This window comes from Erythrobacter sp. S259 (genome assembly GCF_057364965.1).
Genome location: NZ_CP200286.1, coordinates 1,139,669 through 1,157,829, shown reverse-complemented (window position 1 = coordinate 1,157,829; position 18,161 = coordinate 1,139,669). Strand labels below are relative to the sequence as shown.

Genomic DNA, 18,161 nt, shown 5'->3' with positions numbered 1-18,161 from the left:
AGATGAGCCACGAGACCGGGAACACCGCCAATACGGCAGTTCCAGACTTTACCGAAGGCTCGCTCCTCGGGATAACCGCAATTCAAGGGATCGGTTTGACCTTCCTTGGCCTATCGCTGTGGTGGCTTTCTGGACGCGAGACTGCGGATTGGGTGACCTTCACGCTTCAAGATGTCCTGATCGGGATCGCGACCACCCTCGCCTTAATCACGCTTGCTCTTGCCGGCTTTTTCTTCCCGCGCGTTTCAGAATATCTCATCCGCATGCAGCGCGAGAGTTATGGCTGGCTCGCCCAGTTCAATTCCTGGCGCGTGATTATCGTTATTTCGTTCTTCGCGGGCGTTTGGGAAGAGGCGCTGTTTCGCGGCGGTTTGCAGGTCTTGCTCACCGATTACATCGGCACCCCGCTAGCAATCCTCATAGCATCCGCCGTCTTTGCCGCGGTCCATTTGACCAAGCCCATCATCGGCTTTCTGCAATTCCTTATAGGCTGCCTTTTCGGCGTCATATATTGGCAAACAGGCAGTCTTCTGGTCGTGATGCTAGCGCATTTCCTCTATGATATTTTCGCGCTGTGGTATCTCTTGCGCGAATTGACTAAGCTTGAAGCCGAAGAAGCGCGAAATGCGCAAGACCGCTAATGCCAAAGGAGCCTCCAATGCCTGACCTCAATCGCCGCAGCCTTCTTGCAGGTGCCGCCGCAACCGGAGCTCTTGCTGCCACCGCCAGTGTCGCGGCAAAGGATATGATCGACGCCGAGCCTGATCTCAAAGGCAAATCAATCCTGATCACGGGTTGCTCAACCGGCTTTGGACGCCTCGCGGCTGAAGACTATGCACGCAAAGGCGCAAAGGTGTTTGCCACTATGCGCAATTTGCCACGCAAAGAAGCAGAAGAGCTTCGGGCGTTGGCTCGCACTGAAATGCTCGACCTTCAAGTGATCGAGATTGACGTGACCTCGGATGAACAGGTTGAACAAGGCGTAGCGCAGGCTCTCGCAGCAAGTGGCGGCACGCTCGACGTTCTGATCAACAATGCAGGCACGTCTTATGGCGGTCCGATTGAAATCCAGGATATGCAAGCAACGCAGCACCTTTTTGACGTCAATGTCTTCGGCCCTCACCGCATGTCGCGCGCGGTTCTTCCCGCTATGCGCAAAGCGAAAAGCGGCCTGATCATCAATGTGACCTCGCAATTGGGCCGCGTCATTGTGCCAAGCTATGGCCAATATTCGCCAACCAAATTTGCGCTCGAAGCGATGAGTGAACAGCTCGCCTATGAGCTGGTGCCGTTTGGTGTCGATGTGAACATCATTGAACCGGGCGGTTATCCAACCATGATCTGGAGCAACTCCAACACAAACAGTCAAAACCTCCTTGAACGGGCCGAGGAAAGGCACACCAGCGGTTACGAGGCTCTCATCGCACCATTGGGCAATCGCACAGGCGGCGGGTCAACCGATCCGATGGACGTGCCGCGCGCAATGGCAGAAGTCATCGCCATGCCCGCAGGTACGCGCCCTCTCCGCCGCGAAGTTCACCCCGGCACCAAACCGCAGATCGCCATCAACAAGGTGGCCTCCGATGTGCAAGTCGGATGGCTCGGCGAGAGCCCGTTTGGCCCTTGGATCAAAGCGGTTCATAACGCCTAATTCAAAGGGCTCACACCAAGGCTGGCCATTCGCTGCGCCCGGGGCTAAGGCGCGGCGAAACATCACAATCGAAAGAACAGACCCATGGGTTTCCGTTGCGGGATCGTTGGCCTGCCCAATGTAGGCAAGTCCACCCTCTTTAACGCTCTTACCGAGACGCAGGCCGCGCAGGCTGCAAACTATCCCTTCTGCACGATCGAACCCAATGTTGGTCAGGTCGCCGTCCCTGACGAGCGCCTTGAGAAAATCGCAGGGATCGCCTCAAGTGCGAAGGTCATCGCGACACAACTGTCGTTTGTCGATATCGCCGGACTTGTGAAAGGTGCGAGCGCTGGTGAGGGTTTGGGCAACCAATTCCTCGGCAATATCCGCGAAGTTGACGCGATTGTGCATGTCCTCCGATGCTTTGAGGATGACGATATCCAACATGTTTCTAACCATGTGGACCCGATTGCCGATGCCGAAGTGGTTGAAACGGAGCTTATGCTCTCGGACCTTGAAAGCCTTGAGAAAAGGGTTGCCAACGCAGCAAAACGCGCGACCGCTGGCGATAAAGAAGCCAAAATTATGGCTTCGGTTCTGGGCCAGGCACTCGAACTTCTCAAAGACGGAAAACCAGCACGCCTCGTCGAGCCCAATGATGATGAGGAAGCGCGGGTGTTCTCACAGGCACAGCTTCTGACCGCAAAGCCGGTTCTCTACGTCTGCAATGTTGCAGAAGAGGAAGCTGCCACCGGCAATTCCCTGTCAGCCAAAGTGTTCGAGAAAGCGAAAAGCGAAGGCGCGCAGGCCGTTGTCGTGTCCGCCGCTATTGAATCGGAATTGGTGGGGATGCCGCAGGAAGACCGCTCAGAATATTTGGCTGAACTTGGTCTGGAAGAAAGCGGCCTCGCCCGTGTAATCCGCGCTGGCTACACTTTGCTGGGTCTCAAGACCTTCTTCACCGCAGGCCCCAAAGAATCGCGCGCGTGGACCTTTCCCGACGGCGCCAAGGCTCCCCAAGCGGCCGGCGAAATTCATACCGATTTTGAGAAGGGTTTCATCCGGGCGGAGACCATCGCCTATGATGATTACATTGAACTGGGCGGTGAAGCAGCTGCGCGTGATGCGGGTAAACTGCGCCAGGAAGGCAAAGAGTATGTTGTTCAAGACGGCGACATAATGCTGTTCAAATTCAACGTCTAGCGCCTAGCTCTTGCGCATTTCGCTGTGCGGCGATTGATCGGCATACGGTGTAACAAGCTTGCGCCAGACAAAAATCCCGGTCTGGAATAAGCCGGTGAGCGGATCTTTGAGGATGGATGTTTCCCCTCGTAATAAGCCCGGCGCAATCCTTAGCTGGCTATTGGGTCCTGACTGCTTGAAAATTCAAGCCTCCCGTCGCCGCCTGCCCACTCATGAAGCAGGTCGCGCATTTGCGCCCCAAACATATTGCGCAGCAGCCGATCAGACTTCGCGGTGACCGTGACCGATGCGCCGCTATGCTGCAAAAAGCCCCGCAATGACAGTAGATCAACCCATTGCTGGGCAGCGACCTGCGAAAGGCTCAAGTCCTTGGCCAAACTTTCGGTGCTGCACGCGTTCTTTTTTCCCGCCGCGATAAATGCACAAAGGAGGATGTCCCACGCTGGTTCACCCAAAAGGTCCGGGTCGATGACCAGACCCCGCGCCTGCCTTTGAGAAAACACCTTTTCTGCCTGCAAAATGACAGGATCAGCTAACGAATTAGTCCAACCCGGCTTCATTTACCCCCTTTGCGCTCGCTAAATTTCCAGAACGTCGCGAACATTGAGCATTACAGCCAAATACATTTGAAAGTTCAAGTCTAAATAAAATCAGATATGACAAAATCTTGAAGAAATGAGCTGATATTATTTGGAACAATGATTAACTTAATCATATTATGCACTTGTAAAGGACACTGTGACTGTAACGCTCGCTAACACGCTTTGATCCGAAAAAGATCTAAGCCAGTTGCCGCAGCTTTCTAGCGCCTTGTCATCAATGTTGCTGGATATCGCTCAATGCCGCCCGAAGAGTTTCTCCACATCTTCAAGAGCCAACTTAACCCAGGTCGGCCTTCCGTGATTGCACTGACCCGAACGCGGTGTCGCCTCCATCTCGCGAAGAAGTGCGTTCATTTCAGCAACGCTTAGCACCCGCCCTGCCCTGACTGACCCATGGCACGCCATTGTAGCAAGCACATAGTCCAGACGTTCCGCGAGGAGCAGAGAGCCGCTGTCTTCCTGACGCCCGTGCTTGGCAATATCATCGGCTAGATCACGCAGTAACCGGGCAGTATCCGCCTTCGCAATTGCCGAAGGAACGGCGCGCACCAACATGGCGGCAGGGCCAAAGCGTTCAACCACCAGACCGTAGCGCGCAAGGCCCTCAGCCGCTTCTTCAAGTCGGTCACAATCCGCCTCATCCATCTCGACCACATCAGGGACAAGAAGCGCTTGCGAGCGTTGCACAGCTTCTTCTGCGCCCGACCGCTTCAAGCGCTCGAGCACAAGACGCTCATGCGCTGCGTGCTGATCGACAAGGACAAGCCCGTCACTGCTTTCGGCAACGATATAGGTGCTTGCGACTTGTCCGCGCGCTATCCCAAGTGGGTAATCCTGCGCCGCTTCCGGCATCGCCGCCGCTTCTTCTGCCCGGCCTTGCGGCAAAGCGTGATCCTGAGCAGAGGGCGCATGAGGGTTTGTAAAAGCAGGCCGCGCCTCGGCGACATGGCTTTGTAGCTCTGCAACCGGGCGCGTCTCAAACATAGAGCGCAAAGCGGGTGCTTGCTCTTGCTGCGCGATAGGGCCCGAAGGTTCCGCCTCCCATCGCCCCATCGCCGTACGGTCAGGCCCTTGCGCAGAACGCCTGTCACCGGTGGCGAGCGCCTGGCGAAGGCCAGAGACGATAAATCCGCGAACCCCAGCGGCATCGCGAAAGCGCACCTCTGTCTTGGCCGGATGCACATTCACGTCGACGTCTTGCGGCGGGATATCAAGGAACAGCGCCAGCACCGCATGGCGGTCGCGCGCCAGCATATCGGAATAGGCCCCGCGCACTGCGCCTGTTAGCAGCTTGTCTTTCACCGGACGGCCGTTCACGAAGAGATATTGGTGATCAGCCACCCCGCGATTGTACGTCGGGAGCCCCGCGAGGCCTGTGAGGCGGATCGTCCCATGCGGGCCATCGCGCGTGAGTTCAATCTCAACCGCATTGTCTTTAAGCTCGCGCGCAACAATCTGCGAAACACGGGTGGCAAGCGCTTCATTGCTCTGGGTGGTCAGACCTTTGCGGGTCTTTCCATCGACGACGTTTTCAAGGGTGAAGGCTATATCTGGCCGCGCCATCGCCAGACGGCGTACACAGTCGAGGCAGGCGATATATTCACTGCGAGGTGTGCGCAGAAATTTGCGGCGTGCGGGAACTTTCGCGAAGATTTGCTCAACCCGAATGCGCGTACCGAACGGAAGCGCAGCAGGCCCTTCCTCGACCACTTCGCCATGGTCGACCACACGGCGCCAGCCATCTGTTGCCCCTCTCACCCGGCTTTCAAGGGTCAGACGTGCGATACTGGCAATCGACGGCAACGCTTCTCCTCTAAAGCCTAGTGTCGCCACCATTTCGATGGCTTCATCCGGCAATTTGGAGGTTGCATGGCGTTCTAGCGCCAAAGCCATTTCCTCTGGCCCCATTCCGCAGCCATCATCGGTGACCTCCAACCGGGTGAGCCCGCCATCGACGAGCGCCACAGCGATTCGCGCAGCGCCTGCATCAATTGCATTTTCAACCAGCTCTTTGAGCGCTGCCCCAGGTCTTTCAACCACTTCGCCCGCCGCAATACGGTTCACAAGTGTTTCAGGAAGGCGTCGGATTTGGGGCATTTGTCGCAAGCTAGCGCTTAATCAACGCAATTTCGAGTATCACCGGGGAAAATCGCCTTCTCTCTCAACAAAAAATTTTCCCTTTTGCGCGGGTTTCGCTAGGCGGAGTGAACACATCGTGTGAACACGATCTTTGGAGAGCTGGCCGCGCATGCGGTATGCTACTTTGGGACATCACGGAAACACTGCAAAATGAGCTTCTTTGCCAATCTTTTCAAATTCGGATCGCAAAATATGGCGATCGATCTTGGGACCGCGAACACGTTGGTCTATGTTCAGGATCAAGGGATTATCTTGAATGAGCCTTCGGTGGTCGCGATTGAGACCATCAACGGGATCAAACGTGTCAAAGCGGTTGGCGATGATGCGAAGATGATGATGGGCAAAACGCCTGATACGATTGAGGCGATCCGTCCGCTTCGCGACGGTGTTATCGCGGACATCGAAATTGCGGAGGAGATGATCAAGCACTTCATCCGCAAGGTTCATGGCAAACGCAATCTGTTCCGCTATCCAGAGATCGTTATTTGTGTGCCCTCAGGTTCGACCTCCGTTGAGAAGCGCGCCATTCGTGATGCCGCGTCCAACGCTGGTGCATCCGAAGTGCACCTTATCCTTGAACCTATGGCCGCGGCGATTGGCGCTGATATGCCGGTGACAGAGCCTGTGGGGTCGATGGTCGTCGATATAGGCGGCGGTACGACTGAGGTTGCCGTCCTTTCGCTTCGTGGTCTTGCCTACACGACATCGGTGCGCACTGGCGGTGACAAGATGGACGAAGCAATCGTCTCCTATGTCAGGCGGCATCACAATCTGTTGATTGGCGATGCAACCGCTGAGCGGATCAAAAAAGACTACGGCATCGCAGTTGTGCCTGAAGACGGCGCTGGCGAAAGCATCACCCTCAAGGGCCGCGACCTTGTGAACGGTGTACCCAAAGAGATCACCATCAATCAGGCTCATGTGGCAGAGGCTTTGTCCGAACCTATCGGCGCTATCGTCGAAGGTGTGCGGATCGCGCTTGAGAATACTGCGCCTGAACTGGCTGCTGACATCGTCGATCAAGGCATCGTGCTTACTGGTGGCGGCGCGCTGATCCGCCGTTTGGATGAGCATCTTCGCGAGGAAACTGGTCTTCCAGTTTCGATCGCAGAAGACCCGCTCACCTGTGTTGCGATCGGCACAGGCCGCGCGATGGAAGACCCGATTTACCGCGGCGTTTTGATGACCGCCTGATAGAGTACCGACTGAGGAAACATTTGAAGCAAGGGAATAGCTAAGGCCATGGCGTCGCCCAAATCGCGTCGATCGGGCTTTTCGAAAAAGCAGCAATATTCGGTATTTACCGGATATTTGTTGGCGACCCTTGGCGCGGTGCTGGGCCTTGCGCTGTTGGTGATTTCTCTTTGGCAGCCCTCCATCATGCAACCTTTGCGCGGCGGCGCGACCACTGCGGTTAGCCCCGCAGGCGAGGTCACTGCCGCTGTTCGCACCGAGCGGCAAAGCATCTGGGATACGGTAAGCGGTTTTTGGTACGCGGGCAGCCAAAACGCAAATTTGCGCGAAGAGATCGAGATCGCCCGTATCCGGATCGCTGAGGCTGAAGCAGTTGAGGCTGAAAATGACCGGTTAAAGGCGCTTCTAGGGCTCTACAACGAAGAGACCCCTCCGATTGCAACGACCCGCCTTGTTGCCTCAAGCGCGTCATCGGTTCGCCGCTTCGCTTATATCGGTGTCGGAAATAGCGATGGTATTGAAATCGGCATGCCCGTGCATTCAGAGCGAGGGGTAATCGGACGGGTGCTGGAAACCTCACTCGCCTCCTCGCGCGTGCTGCTTTTGACCGATACCGAAAGCGTACTGCCAGTGCGCCGCGCATCCGATCAGACGGTCGCCTTTGCAGAAGGGCGCGGAGATGGACTTTTGCGGATTCGCCTCATCAACCTTGGTATTAATCCGCTTGAAGTTGGCGATGTTTTTGTGACCAGCGGGGCTGGCGGTTATTACCGCCCCGGTGTGGCCGTTGCGGTGCTTTCTGAGATCACCCCCGACGGCGGCATCGCGCAGCTGATCGCTGAACCAGCGGCAACCAACTATGTCAGCGTTGAGCCGATTTACGAGCCCAAGGCAGTGGAAGCAGCCGGGGTCAGGGAGCGCGACGAACTAACCGAAGAAGAGCTTTCGAACTGATGGACGGGCTTGAACCACCTACCCATCACCGCGCCTATGGCGGCGCGAATATCAACCGGGTGCAAGACCCTTGGCGGACGCACTCCGTTCATTACGTGACAATCGTTTTGGGCTCTCTCCTGCCATTCTTTATAATGGCAGACATTATGCCGATTGCCCCGCCGCTGGGCTTTATCATTTTCCTTGGTTGGAGACTGATGCGCCCGGGGCTTATGCCGATGTGGGTTGGCGTTCCGCTGGGCGCGTTTGATGACTTTTTTAGCGGGCAACCTTTTGGAAGCGCGATATTCTTGTGGTCGCTCACTATGATCGCGTTAGAACTTATCGAAACCAGGTTCCCCTGGCGAGGATTCTGGCAAGATTGGTTCACTGCAGGTTTCGCAATCGCGCTGTATATCGCGGCTGCCATGCTTGTTTCCGGAGCCACCATCTCACCCACTCTCTTTAGCCTGCTTGCCCCTCAAGTTGCGCTTTCGATCCTGCTCTACCCGCTGCTTGCACGGGTGATTGCGCGGGCTGATCGGTTCCGCCTTTCACGGGCGCGGAGGATCGGGTGAAACGGTTTTTCAAATTCAAGAGCGGTGCGAGGCGCGCGGGTCCCGTGGTGAATGCCTCGACATTGCGCAATACCTTTGATCGCCGCACGGTGGTCATTGGCGGGATCCAAGCTTCCGTTGCCGTTCTTCTGGCTGGCCGTATGGGCTATCTCGCGATTGCTGAGAATGAGAAATATCTCCTCGAGTCAGAGAGTAACCGGGTCAACCTTACTCTCATTCCGCCGCGGCGTGGATGGATTTTGGATCGCAACGGCGCTCCTCTAGCCTCCAATCGTGCTGATTTTCGCGTCGATGTGATTCCTGATCGCTTGTCCGATCCCGGGCGTATGCTCTCTGAGATCGGTGCGCTGCTGGAGCTTGAGCCTGACCGTGTCACCGACCTTAAAGCAAAGGTCGAAAGCGCACGCGGGTTTGCCCCTGTCGAAGTGGCAAGCGGTCTCAGATATGAGCATTTCGCAGCGCTCAGCGTGAGGCTTCCTGATATGCAAGGGGTGGTACCTCAACGCGGGTTTTCGCGGTTTTACCCCACTGCCTCTTCAGTTGGCCATTTGATTGGCTATGTCGGCCCTGCATCGGCTGAGGAATATGAGCTTGATCGAAACCCCATCCTGATCACACCCGGTTATAAGATCGGCAAGGATGGTCTTGAAAAACAATTCGAACAGGGACTTCGCGGAACACCCGGAGCGCGCCGGGTCGAGGTAACGGCCGGCGGCCGCATTGTCCGCGATCTTGAGACGCGCGAGGATATCCAAGGCGATGCGGTGAAGCTCACCATTGACGGCCCGCTTCAGGATTATGCAGCGCGCCGTATTGGACTGGAAAGCGGTTCAGTCGTGGTCTTGGACTGCCAGACAGGCGACCTGTTGTGCATGGCCTCGATGCCAAGCTTTGACCCAAACAGCTTTTCCGATGGCATAGGATCTGTCGAATACTCGATGCTGCGCGAGGATCAACGCGTGCCCTTACGCAACAAGGTTCTGAAAGGGCTTTATCCACCAGGATCAACGGTTAAGCCAATGCACTGCTTGGCGTTTCTACAGGCCGGAGTCTCGCCGCAAGACACAATCGTTTGCGGCGGCGGGCGGCGGATTGGGAGCAGGTTTTTCAACTGCCACTCCAATCACGGCGTGGTCAATATGGACAAAGCCATCGCGCAAAGCTGCGACAGCTACTTCTACCACTTCGCCCAGCAAATCGGTTTCGATAAGGTCGCAGCGCTCGCCAAAGATCTTGGCATGGGGCAGGAATTTGAGCTTCCCGTAACCAGTCAATTTTATGGCACTGTTCCTACATCTGACTGGAAATTCAACAAGTTCGGGCGCGAATGGCAGGCGTTTGATACAGTCAATGCATCCATCGGACAGGGATATTATCTCGCAAGCCCTCTACAGCTGGCCGTGATGAGCGCGCGGCTCGCCACTGGTAAACGCGTGAGCCCCCGCCTGCTTCTGGATAGTCCGGCGGAGAAGCCTGAAAGCTATGGCTTTGATCCTGAGCAGCTTGCCTATGTCCATCAGGGGATGAGCAATGTGGTCAACGGCGCCGGTACTGCCCGCCGAGCGCGTCTGCCGCTCGATAATGTAAAGATTGCGGGCAAAACCGGAACTGCGCAAGTCGTATCACTGAGCGTGTCTGATGGCCGCAGCGGTCCGTGGAAGTACCGCGATCACGGGTTGTTCACTTTCCATGCGCCGGCAGAAAACCCGCGTTATGCAGGCGCCGTTGTCATTGAGCATGGCGGCGGCTCGGGCGCTGCATACCCCATTGCGCGCGATGTCGTGACATTCATTTTCGATCCCGCCAAAGGGGTTGACGCACTCAAACGCCTCGAAAGTCAGTGGGGCGGCACTGCGCAGGAACGGCTCGAGAAGCGTTATGCCGCGTATGCAGCCGAGCGCGGCACAGTCGTTTCACCCCCTCCCCAGCGCGATGAGGATATCTTCGACAAGGTCGAGGCAGAGGCACGGCTCGAAGCAGAACAAACACAGGAAATCGGCGATAACTTCGTTAAGCCGAGAGAAGATCAATCCGCCTCAGGAACACCTCCGCCCGATTCAATCGTGCCCCCTCCAGCGGCTGAGCCTTCCACATGAGCGCAAACACAGGTGTCATACCCGAGCCGATAGCGCGCCAACCGTGGGGAATGCTCGTCCCGTTGTTCCTGCTTGTAGCGTTCGGCGCAGCTGTGCTTTTTTCTGCGGCGGGCGGCAAAATGGACCCGTTCGCATCCTCGCACTTGGTCCGCTTCTGCGTATTCTTGGTGATGGCCTCAATCATCGCCTCGCTCCCGCGCGCTTTTGTTCGGTTCATGACCTATCCGGCCTATGTCGTTGTTATGCTGCTCCTTGTCGGGGTGGAAATTCTCGGCAATGTTCGCGGAGGAAGCCAGAGGTGGCTCGACCTTGGCTTCATGGTGCTCCAACCTTCTGAGCTTATGAAGCCGGTTATCGTTGTCACCCTTGCTCAGTTTTATGCCAGCCTCCCGCTTGGAATGATTGCTGGCTGGCGCGCTTTGGTTATCCCTGGCGTTCTGATTGCTCTGCCCGTCTCATTGGTTTTGCTCCAGCCCGATCTGGGAACCTCACTGGCTATCGTATTTGGCGGCGCGGTGGTGATGCTTTTGGCAGGCTTGCCCCTGAAATGGTTCATAGGAGGCGGTGCTGCTGCGGCGGCGGCTGCCCCTCTCGTCTACTTCTTTGGCCTCCAAGATTACCAGCAGCGCCGCGTCATGACGATGTTCAACCCTGAGGCGGACGCTTTGGGTGCCGGCTATCATATCAATCAGTCCAAGATCGCAATCGGTTCTGGAGGCGTTTTCGGAAAAGGGTTTAACAACGGTTCGCAAAGCCATTTGCAGTATTTACCCGAGCCGCAGACAGACTTTGTCTTCGCCACAATGGCTGAGGAATGGGGTTTGGCAGGAGGCCTATTTGTGCTCGCCGTTTTCACCATAATATTGGGTTGGGGTTTGCGCGTGGCCCGAGAATCACAGGACCGTTTTGCCAGTCTTCTCGCGGCCGGAATGACGGCAACGATTTTCTTCTACGTCGCGGTCAACCTCATGATGGTTATGGGAATGGCGCCCGTGGTTGGCATTCCCCTACCCTTTATGAGCCATGGCGGCTCTTCGATGATGACCAATATGATCTGCATCGGCGTGCTTATGATGGTCAACAGATGGAACCGCGAAGCGCCTCGTTCAGGTTTGTCCAGCTGAACGCATTGCGCTCGCGGCAATCAATCAGCCCTCCAACTTGAACTAACCGCTTATCTGCGCAGAGCCTCACGTCCGGTGACGAACCGCCAAGATGACGGCGGCGTGAGTGGGTGAATTTGTCCGCGCAGCGTCAGGCTCTCTTTAACCCTTGCTGGCCTATCCCGATTGAATGGGTAGGGCCGCAGCGATCTTGCATATTCTCTTGTCAGCTTGGCTATTAAGCTGTGCATTGCCTGCATTTGCGCAAGATTTCAAAGAGTTCAATCCTGATCATAGCTCTTATCAGCGGTTGGGAAACAGTCCTGCTGCCCGCGGTTTTTTGCCCAATACCGCCTCCTCAAACCGTGACCAGAGCAAGCACCTAAATGTGCCCAGCGCAAAAGTTATGAATGCCATTTGGCGTGCATCTCAGCAAACAGGTGTCGAATATGAGTATCTGCTAGCTCAGGCGCAGCTCGAATCTGGCCTTGATCCCAGGGCAAAAGCGCGCACATCGAGCGCAGCTGGCCTTTTTCAGTTCATTGAGGGCACATGGCTGGGCAGCTTGGACAAATACAGGGATAAAATCCGCGCAAAAGCGGCGATTTCCGGCGGTCTCTCCCCCGACGCCACGCGCCAAGAGCAACTTGAATTGCGTTATAACCCCGAACTTGCCTCACTCGTGGCCGCTTCGTTTGCTGTCGATAATGGAGAACGGTTGAGAAATGTTCTTGGCCGAACAGCGAAATCAACCGAGCTTTATCTCGCGCATTTTCTCGGAGGCGGCGGGGCAGTTCGTTTCATGACGGCATGGAAACACAATCCCCACCAAATGGCGGCCTACCTTTTCCCCAAGGCCGCGCGCGCCAATCGCCCGGTCTTTTTCACCCGGTCGGGCCGCGCGAGAAGCTTGCGCAGTGTCTTGGATCATTTTGAGCGAAAGATGCAAACTGCGCTTGCAGATCTCAACGCTGCGGATGCGGATGTGGGGGCTGTACCAATCGGCCACGCTTTCGCATCGCAGAATGGAGCCGCATTCCAACTTTCACGGGCGACAGATGGGCTAGGTATCAGCTCACGAAAGGCATCTGACAGATTGCAGGTCCTGTCGGCACAAAGTTTGCTTACCGGGCTTGGTATCAACGATTATTCTGCAAACGGGCAAAAGTCGGCGAGCTCAAAGCTTCAACGGGCAGCACTCACTTTAGGAGAGGCGACGGGAAAATTAACCGGTTTCACGCAGGCGCTCGGCAATCCACCACAGCCAAGCAGATCACACCGTCAAAGTTGCAATCACATCGAAATGTGTTATACCGACCCCATGAACACATCAACAATCACACAGGTCCAGAAACTCATCGCAGCTGGCGCATTTACAAAAGCGGGAATTGCGCGCGCTGCTGGTCTGCACGCAAACACATTGCGCGACGCCAGCGAAGCGGATTGGAACCCCACTGCGGAGACGCTTGCAAAATTGCAAAAATTCCTCGACGCCAACGACAACACACCCGTCCTTGTCGGCGCTGAAGAGATTATCAACGAAGCGCGCAACGGACGGATGTACGTTCTTGTCGATGATGAAGACCGCGAGAATGAAGGCGATCTCATTATCCCTGCCCAGATGGCAACACCGGCCGCAGTGAACTTCATGGCAACGCACGGCCGGGGGCTCATCTGTCTGGCACTCGACAAAGCGCGTGTGGATCAGCTTGGGCTCGACCCGATGAGCCGCAACAACAAGGAAAGCATGCAAACCGCCTTTACTGTCTCGATTGAGGCTAAAGAAGGGGTCACGACCGGCATCTCAGCAGCAGACCGGGCGCGAACGATTTCGGTGGCGATTGATGCGAGCAAGGGTTCAGATGATATCGTTACGCCGGGACATGTGTTCCCACTAATGGCCCGTGATGGCGGGACACTTGTTCGCGCTGGCCATACAGAGGCGGCGGTCGATATTTCCCGGCTCGCTGGCCTAAACCCCTCTGGAGTGATCTGCGAGATCATGAATGAGGATGGGACCATGGCCCGTCTCGATGACTTGATCGAATTTGCGCGCAAACATGAGCTCAAAATCGGCACCATTCGCGATCTTATTGCTTACCGTATGCGCAACGATTATCTGATCGAGCGCGTAGATGAGCGCAGCTTTGAAAGCGATTACGGCGGCCAGTGGCGCATGATAACCTATCGCAACACCGTATCCGATAATGAGGCCTATGTGCTCCAAAAAGGGCATATTACACCTGGCGAACCCACCCTCACTCGCGTCCATCCTATCTCTGTGTTTGACGATGTCCTGGGCGCTCCAGGGCCGCGCAAGCGCACTTTGCAAAGAGCAATGGGTGCGATTGGTGACAAAGGAGCCGGCATTATCGTGATCCTAACGCAGCGCGTGGGCCAGGGTGCCAAATGGACGCCCGATGAAGAGCATCGCAACATCGGTATCGGCTCGCAGATCCTCGCTGATCTCGGCGTGCAGGAAATGACTCTGCTGTCCAATTCGCGCCCTGATCTCGTGGCGCTTGAAGGCTATGGCATTTCGGTCACCGGCCACCTGCCCATCCCTGAGTAATCGGAAGGGTAAAGGTCTGCCTTTAGGGCTTGCCTCAAGCTCTCCCTTTCTTCACGCATTTTCTGCCCGTGATGTGGGCGATCTGAGCCGCCACGCAACATCCATCCACAGCAAAGGACCCGAACCATGGCAAAAATACTCATCGTCGAAGCGCGTTTCTATGAAGCTTTCAACGATCAGCTGATTGCAGGGGCAAAAGCCGTCCTGAAAGCTGCGGGTCACGATGCCGAAGTGCTCACAGTTCCAGGCGCACTGGAAATTCCAGGGGCCATCGCCCTCGCGGCAGAGAGCGGGGAGTATGACGCTTTTGTAGCGATTGGTGTGGTTATTCGCGGAGAGACTTATCACTTTGAGATTGTCGCTGGTGAGAGCGCGCGGGCGATTATGGCTCTGACGATGGACGGCATTGCTATCGGCAACGGCATTTTGACGGTTGAAAATGAAGCTCAAGCCAGCGTGCGCGCTGATCCTGCGCAAAAGGATAAGGGCGGCGAAGCGGCCAATGCAGCCATAGCGCTTCTTGATCTTCAAGCGCGTTTTGATGCTTAAGCCATAGTAGACGCCTGAGCCATAGCAGCCGATCTGTCCGCGTGTCCGTGCTGAGACGTTTAAGACGCCTGCATGTATAATATCCTGTGGCAGCGCCTTCTTATGCCCATAACTACGTGTTTGTACGGATACCTCCCTCCACCACGCCCAGCTAAGGGTTGTCCCTAGGCGGCCCCGAAAGGGTCCCTTGGTGCTCCCACATTGCGAAAAAGATAAGGAGGGCGGGATGATCCAACTCACTTCCCACGAAGTCGATGAACTTAAGTTCTGTATGGACGAACTAAAAGGCGTGCTCAGCCTGCTTGACCAAGCAGGAGCAGGCATAGCTGCTATTCATGTCAACGCTGCGATCGAGCAATTGGAAAAAAACCTTCAGGTGGTCGAAACGGGCGGGCAAAACTCCAACGGCGCGCGGATCTTTTTCAACGAGGAGAACGGCTAGTCCCTCCATATTGGCGGTTTAATCGCTTGGTTTGTTGGATAATGGACCATTCTTGCGCTCAAACTACGGGGTCTCCCTTAGTGTTCCGCACCGTAGGCTCGATTAAACATTAACAGGGGCAAGCGATCCACTGAACCACGCCATACTGGCTTGGCGCTACCCTATGGGGAAGGGGTTGGCCTATGCACAGTGTCTGCAAAACCATCAAATATTTTAGGGCCTTACCCCAGCCACACGCTCGCGCGATGGGGCTGCTCCATTTGATGTCCCCCTCAGGGTGAGGCGGCGTCAATCGTGTAAACCACGGACGGAGTGATGGAGAGGCTTATGCTTACACAGATTGCTCAACCCCAAAACGGTGATGAGCCGGTATCTGGGACCGATCTCAGCGCTTTGGCGGAACACTTGTCGGTGATTGCTGATGCATTGCGCAAAACAACTGGCAGCATGGATCAGGCAGAAATGTCCGCTCTCGAGGGGTTCCGGACAATGTCTGATACGGCCGCGTTGAGTGCGGCTTCACAACCTGCACCGCATGAGCCTATTCCTGCGGCTCAATCACCGCGCCCCGTGCACTCCGATCCAATATTGCAGCGCAGGCGCTACGCAGCCCTTGCGCGCGAAGCCTATGCTATTCGCAGGCGGCGGTGCGATATTTTCGAAAATGCCGAACTCTTCGGCGAACCTGCGTGGGACATATTGCTCGATCTTTACGTTGCCCAATCCGAATGCAAGCCTGTCTCGGTGTCGAGCGCATGCATAGGGTCCGCAGCGCCGCCGACAACCGGTCTGCGATGGCTCGGTGTCCTCTCCGAGCAAGGCTTGATTGTACGCGAACACGACCCGGAGGACCAGCGACGTGTCCTCGTGCGCTTAACCGATAAGGGCCTCGAGGCAATGGACAAATACTTCGCCAAAGCCATGCACACGGCCTAAACTTATCATACATCTGAGCGGTTTCGGCGTCCCGCTGCCTCCCATTTATGCGTAATTATGCGCCAAGCGATCCGAAACATCCGCGCCCTGCGTAAACCGCGCTGTCACCAAGCTCTTCCTCGATCCTGATGAGCTGGTTGTATTTCGCCAGCCTGTCAGAGCGCGCGAGGCTGCCGGTTTTGATCTGGCCGCAATTGGTGGCGACCGCCAGATCGGCGATAGTTGCGTCCTCGGTTTCGCCCGAACGGTGGCTCATAACCGAGGTGTAACGCGCGCGGGTCGCCATATCGACGGCGGCGAGCGTCTCAGTCAGCGTGCCAATCTGATTAACCTTCACGAGAAGCGAGTTGGCAAGCCCGTCCGTGATCCCCTGACCCAGACGCGCTGGGTTGGTCACAAACAGGTCATCACCCACAAGCTGTACCCGGTCCCCAATGGCTCTGGTGACGGCGGCCCAGCCCTCGAAATCGTCCTCGCTCATTCCGTCTTCGACAGATAAGATAGGATAGTCATCGCACAGCTTTGCGAGGTAATCGGCCATGCCCTCCCCGTCCAGGCTAAGCCCCTCGCCGGAGATTTCGTATTTGCCATCGCGGTAAAATTCGGTCGCAGCGCAATCGAGCGCAAGAACTATGTCCTCACCCGGTTTGAAGCCCGCTTGTTCAACTGAGGCCATGATAAAATCAAGCGCCGCACGCGTGCTTGCAAGGTCAGGGGCAAAGCCGCCTTCATCACCAACACTGGTCGCCAAACCTTTGTTGTGGAGGCCTTTTTTGAGCGTATGAAACACTTCTGAGCCCCACCGCACAGCTTCTGCAATGCTGTTGGCGCCGACAGGCATGATCATGAATTCCTGAATGTCGATAGGATTATCGGCGTGCTCACCGCCGTTGATGATGTTCATCATCGGCACCGGAAGGACGTGTGCCGCGACACCGCCAAGGTAGGAATAAAGTGGAAGTCCGCGTGCATTTGCCGCCGCCTTCGCCACCGCAAGGCTGGTGCCGAGAATAGCGTTGGCGCCAAGTCGTCCCTTGTTCGCCGTGGCATCCAAGGCGATCATGGACAAATCGACGTCGCGCTGATCTTCCGCATCATACGCGCCGACAAGCAAGTCGCGAATATCCGTATTGACCGCTTCAACAGCCTTTAAAACGCCCTTGCCCATATAACGAGACGTATCGCCATCGCGCAGTTCGACCGCTTCGTGCGCGCCGGTGGACGCACCTGAGGGAACCGCCGCGCGTCCAAAACTACCGTCGTCGAGTAGAACATCCACTTCGACCGTCGGATTGCCCCTGCTGTCGAGGATTTCGCGGCCATGAATGTCAATTATCGTTGTCATTATTGGAACTCCGGGGTGAGAAACGTATATAACTATTAGGACGTCCGGTGTTATCCCCTACTCCGGATGCCCGCATCACTGCTTCGCCCCGCCCTTTATGCGCGCGAGGTGCAAGGTGCAAGAAACATAGGTTTGCATGAGGCAGGCTTGCATGAGACGAACTCGTATTTACATGATAGTGCACCGCAAAAAACTTGAAGGCTAGAGACCCCATGGTAGAATCGAAGACAACAAAGACCACGCGCAAGGCTCCTGCAAAGACTGCGGCAAAACGCACCACAACTCGCAAGGCGGCACCAAAGAAGACCGGCGCAACCGCGAAGACAGCAGAAGCAGAAAGCGCTGGCACTGGCACCGTCGAGGCGAAAAGCCGCTTCAATGCAGCTCTTGCGGAAGCAAAGGCAGGTGCAGCAGCGCTTCGTAACGAGGCGAACACACGCGCAAATGAGGTGCGCGACAATGCAAAAAGCCGCGGAGATGACGTGATGTCTGATGTTAAAGAATATGGTGACAAAGCCAAAGTACGCGCAGGCGAACTGGCTGTGGACGGAAAAGCAGCAGCTAGCGATGCAATCGCTTCTGTTGGTAAGGCCGTGGGCGATACGGCAACGCAATTGGACGAGCGTTTTGGCGAGCAATATGGCGACTATGCCCGGTCAGCCTCGCGCACACTGGCTGAAACTTCGGCTAAGCTGGAGGCCAAAAGCATCGAAGAGCTTGGCGAAGACACCCGCGAGGCGATCCGCAAAAGCCCAGCGGCCGCGGTTGGCATCGCTGCGGTTGTCGGTTTTCTCGTCGCACGCCTGTTCCGCAACCGCTAAACCGGCGGGTGCAGC

At 56.2% G+C, this 18,161-nt stretch carries 16 protein-coding genes and 1 pseudogene; 14 read left to right on the top strand and 3 right to left on the bottom strand.

The window, feature by feature from the left end:
- Positions 1 to 2: 2 nt before the first annotated feature.
- From AC0V60_RS05475 to ychF, 3 genes are all read left to right on the top strand, one after another.
- Positions 3 to 641: a CPBP family intramembrane glutamic endopeptidase gene (locus tag AC0V60_RS05475; RefSeq protein ID WP_486177498.1), complete on the top strand. Its 639-nt coding sequence runs from the start codon at positions 3 to 5 to the stop codon at positions 639 to 641.
- A 17-nt stretch (positions 642 to 658) separates the two neighbouring features.
- Positions 659 to 1,651, top strand: coding sequence for an SDR family oxidoreductase (locus tag AC0V60_RS05470; RefSeq protein ID WP_486177497.1), 993 nt, complete (start codon positions 659 to 661; stop codon positions 1,649 to 1,651).
- An 84-nt stretch (positions 1,652 to 1,735) separates the two neighbouring features.
- The gene (gene ychF, locus AC0V60_RS05465) at positions 1,736 to 2,836 is read left to right on the top strand and encodes a redox-regulated ATPase YchF (RefSeq protein ID WP_486177496.1); all 1,101 of its coding nucleotides are present in this window, start codon (positions 1,736 to 1,738) and stop codon (positions 2,834 to 2,836) included.
- A gap of 149 nt (positions 2,837 to 2,985) precedes the next feature.
- On the opposite strand, the gene AC0V60_RS05460 is transcribed toward ychF, so the two are convergent.
- Together AC0V60_RS05460 and mutL are read right to left on the bottom strand one after the other, a co-directional pair.
- On the bottom strand, positions 2,986 to 3,396 hold the full coding sequence (locus tag AC0V60_RS05460) for a hypothetical protein (RefSeq protein ID WP_486177495.1): 411 nt from the start codon (positions 3,394 to 3,396) through the stop codon (positions 2,986 to 2,988).
- Positions 3,397 to 3,672: 276 nt separating this feature from the next.
- Entirely contained in the window at positions 3,673 to 5,535 is a 1,863-nt protein-coding gene (gene mutL / locus AC0V60_RS05455) for a DNA mismatch repair endonuclease MutL (RefSeq protein WP_486177494.1), read from the bottom strand.
- A gap of 192 nt (positions 5,536 to 5,727) precedes the next feature.
- Between mutL and AC0V60_RS05450 the strand changes: the two genes are divergently transcribed.
- The 10 genes and pseudogenes from AC0V60_RS05450 to AC0V60_RS05405 all read left to right on the top strand — a co-directional run bounded on the left by AC0V60_RS05450 (position 5,728) and on the right by AC0V60_RS05405 (position 15,980).
- Positions 5,728 to 6,771: a rod shape-determining protein gene (locus tag AC0V60_RS05450; RefSeq protein WP_486177493.1), complete on the top strand. Its 1,044-nt coding sequence runs from the start codon at positions 5,728 to 5,730 to the stop codon at positions 6,769 to 6,771.
- Between the two features lie 48 nt (positions 6,772 to 6,819).
- Positions 6,820 to 7,725, top strand: coding sequence for a rod shape-determining protein MreC (gene mreC / locus AC0V60_RS05445; RefSeq protein ID WP_486177492.1), 906 nt, complete (start codon positions 6,820 to 6,822; stop codon positions 7,723 to 7,725).
- A complete protein-coding gene (locus tag AC0V60_RS05440; RefSeq protein WP_486177491.1) occupies positions 7,725 to 8,282 on the top strand; it encodes a rod shape-determining protein MreD in 558 nt (185 codons plus the stop codon). Before mreC ends, AC0V60_RS05440 begins: the two co-directional genes overlap by 1 nt.
- Positions 8,279 to 10,378, top strand: a complete 2,100-nt coding sequence (mrdA, locus tag AC0V60_RS05435; protein ID WP_486177490.1) for a penicillin-binding protein 2 — start codon at positions 8,279 to 8,281, stop codon at positions 10,376 to 10,378. The genes AC0V60_RS05440 and mrdA overlap by 4 nt, the downstream gene beginning before the upstream one ends.
- The gene (rodA, locus tag AC0V60_RS05430; RefSeq protein WP_486177489.1) at positions 10,375 to 11,502 is read left to right on the top strand and encodes a rod shape-determining protein RodA; all 1,128 of its coding nucleotides are present in this window, start codon (positions 10,375 to 10,377) and stop codon (positions 11,500 to 11,502) included. Before mrdA ends, rodA begins: the two co-directional genes overlap by 4 nt.
- Before the next feature lie 169 nt (positions 11,503 to 11,671).
- Positions 11,672 to 12,022 (top strand): annotated as a pseudogene (locus AC0V60_RS05425) (transglycosylase SLT domain-containing protein); the annotation flags it as partial.
- A 780-nt stretch (positions 12,023 to 12,802) separates the two neighbouring features.
- Positions 12,803 to 14,053, top strand: a complete 1,251-nt coding sequence (gene ribB / locus AC0V60_RS05420) for a 3,4-dihydroxy-2-butanone-4-phosphate synthase (RefSeq protein ID WP_486179446.1) — start codon at positions 12,803 to 12,805, stop codon at positions 14,051 to 14,053.
- Positions 14,054 to 14,179: 126 nt separating this feature from the next.
- On the top strand, positions 14,180 to 14,602 hold the full coding sequence (gene ribH, locus AC0V60_RS05415; protein WP_486177488.1) for a 6,7-dimethyl-8-ribityllumazine synthase: 423 nt from the start codon (positions 14,180 to 14,182) through the stop codon (positions 14,600 to 14,602).
- 226 nt (positions 14,603 to 14,828) lie between these two features.
- Positions 14,829 to 15,044: a hypothetical protein gene (locus AC0V60_RS05410; RefSeq protein WP_486177487.1), complete on the top strand. Its 216-nt coding sequence runs from the start codon at positions 14,829 to 14,831 to the stop codon at positions 15,042 to 15,044.
- Positions 15,045 to 15,371: 327 nt separating this feature from the next.
- The gene (locus AC0V60_RS05405) at positions 15,372 to 15,980 is read left to right on the top strand and encodes a winged helix DNA-binding protein (RefSeq protein ID WP_486177486.1); all 609 of its coding nucleotides are present in this window, start codon (positions 15,372 to 15,374) and stop codon (positions 15,978 to 15,980) included.
- Positions 15,981 to 16,035: 55 nt separating this feature from the next.
- Here the strand turns inward: AC0V60_RS05405 and eno are convergent, their stop codons facing one another.
- Positions 16,036 to 17,325, bottom strand: coding sequence for a phosphopyruvate hydratase (gene eno / locus AC0V60_RS05400; protein WP_486177485.1), 1,290 nt, complete (start codon positions 17,323 to 17,325; stop codon positions 16,036 to 16,038).
- Between the two features lie 212 nt (positions 17,326 to 17,537).
- Between eno and AC0V60_RS05395 the strand changes: the two genes are divergently transcribed.
- A complete protein-coding gene (locus AC0V60_RS05395) occupies positions 17,538 to 18,146 on the top strand; it encodes a hypothetical protein (protein WP_486177484.1) in 609 nt (202 codons plus the stop codon).
- Positions 18,147 to 18,161 lie beyond the last annotated feature (15 nt).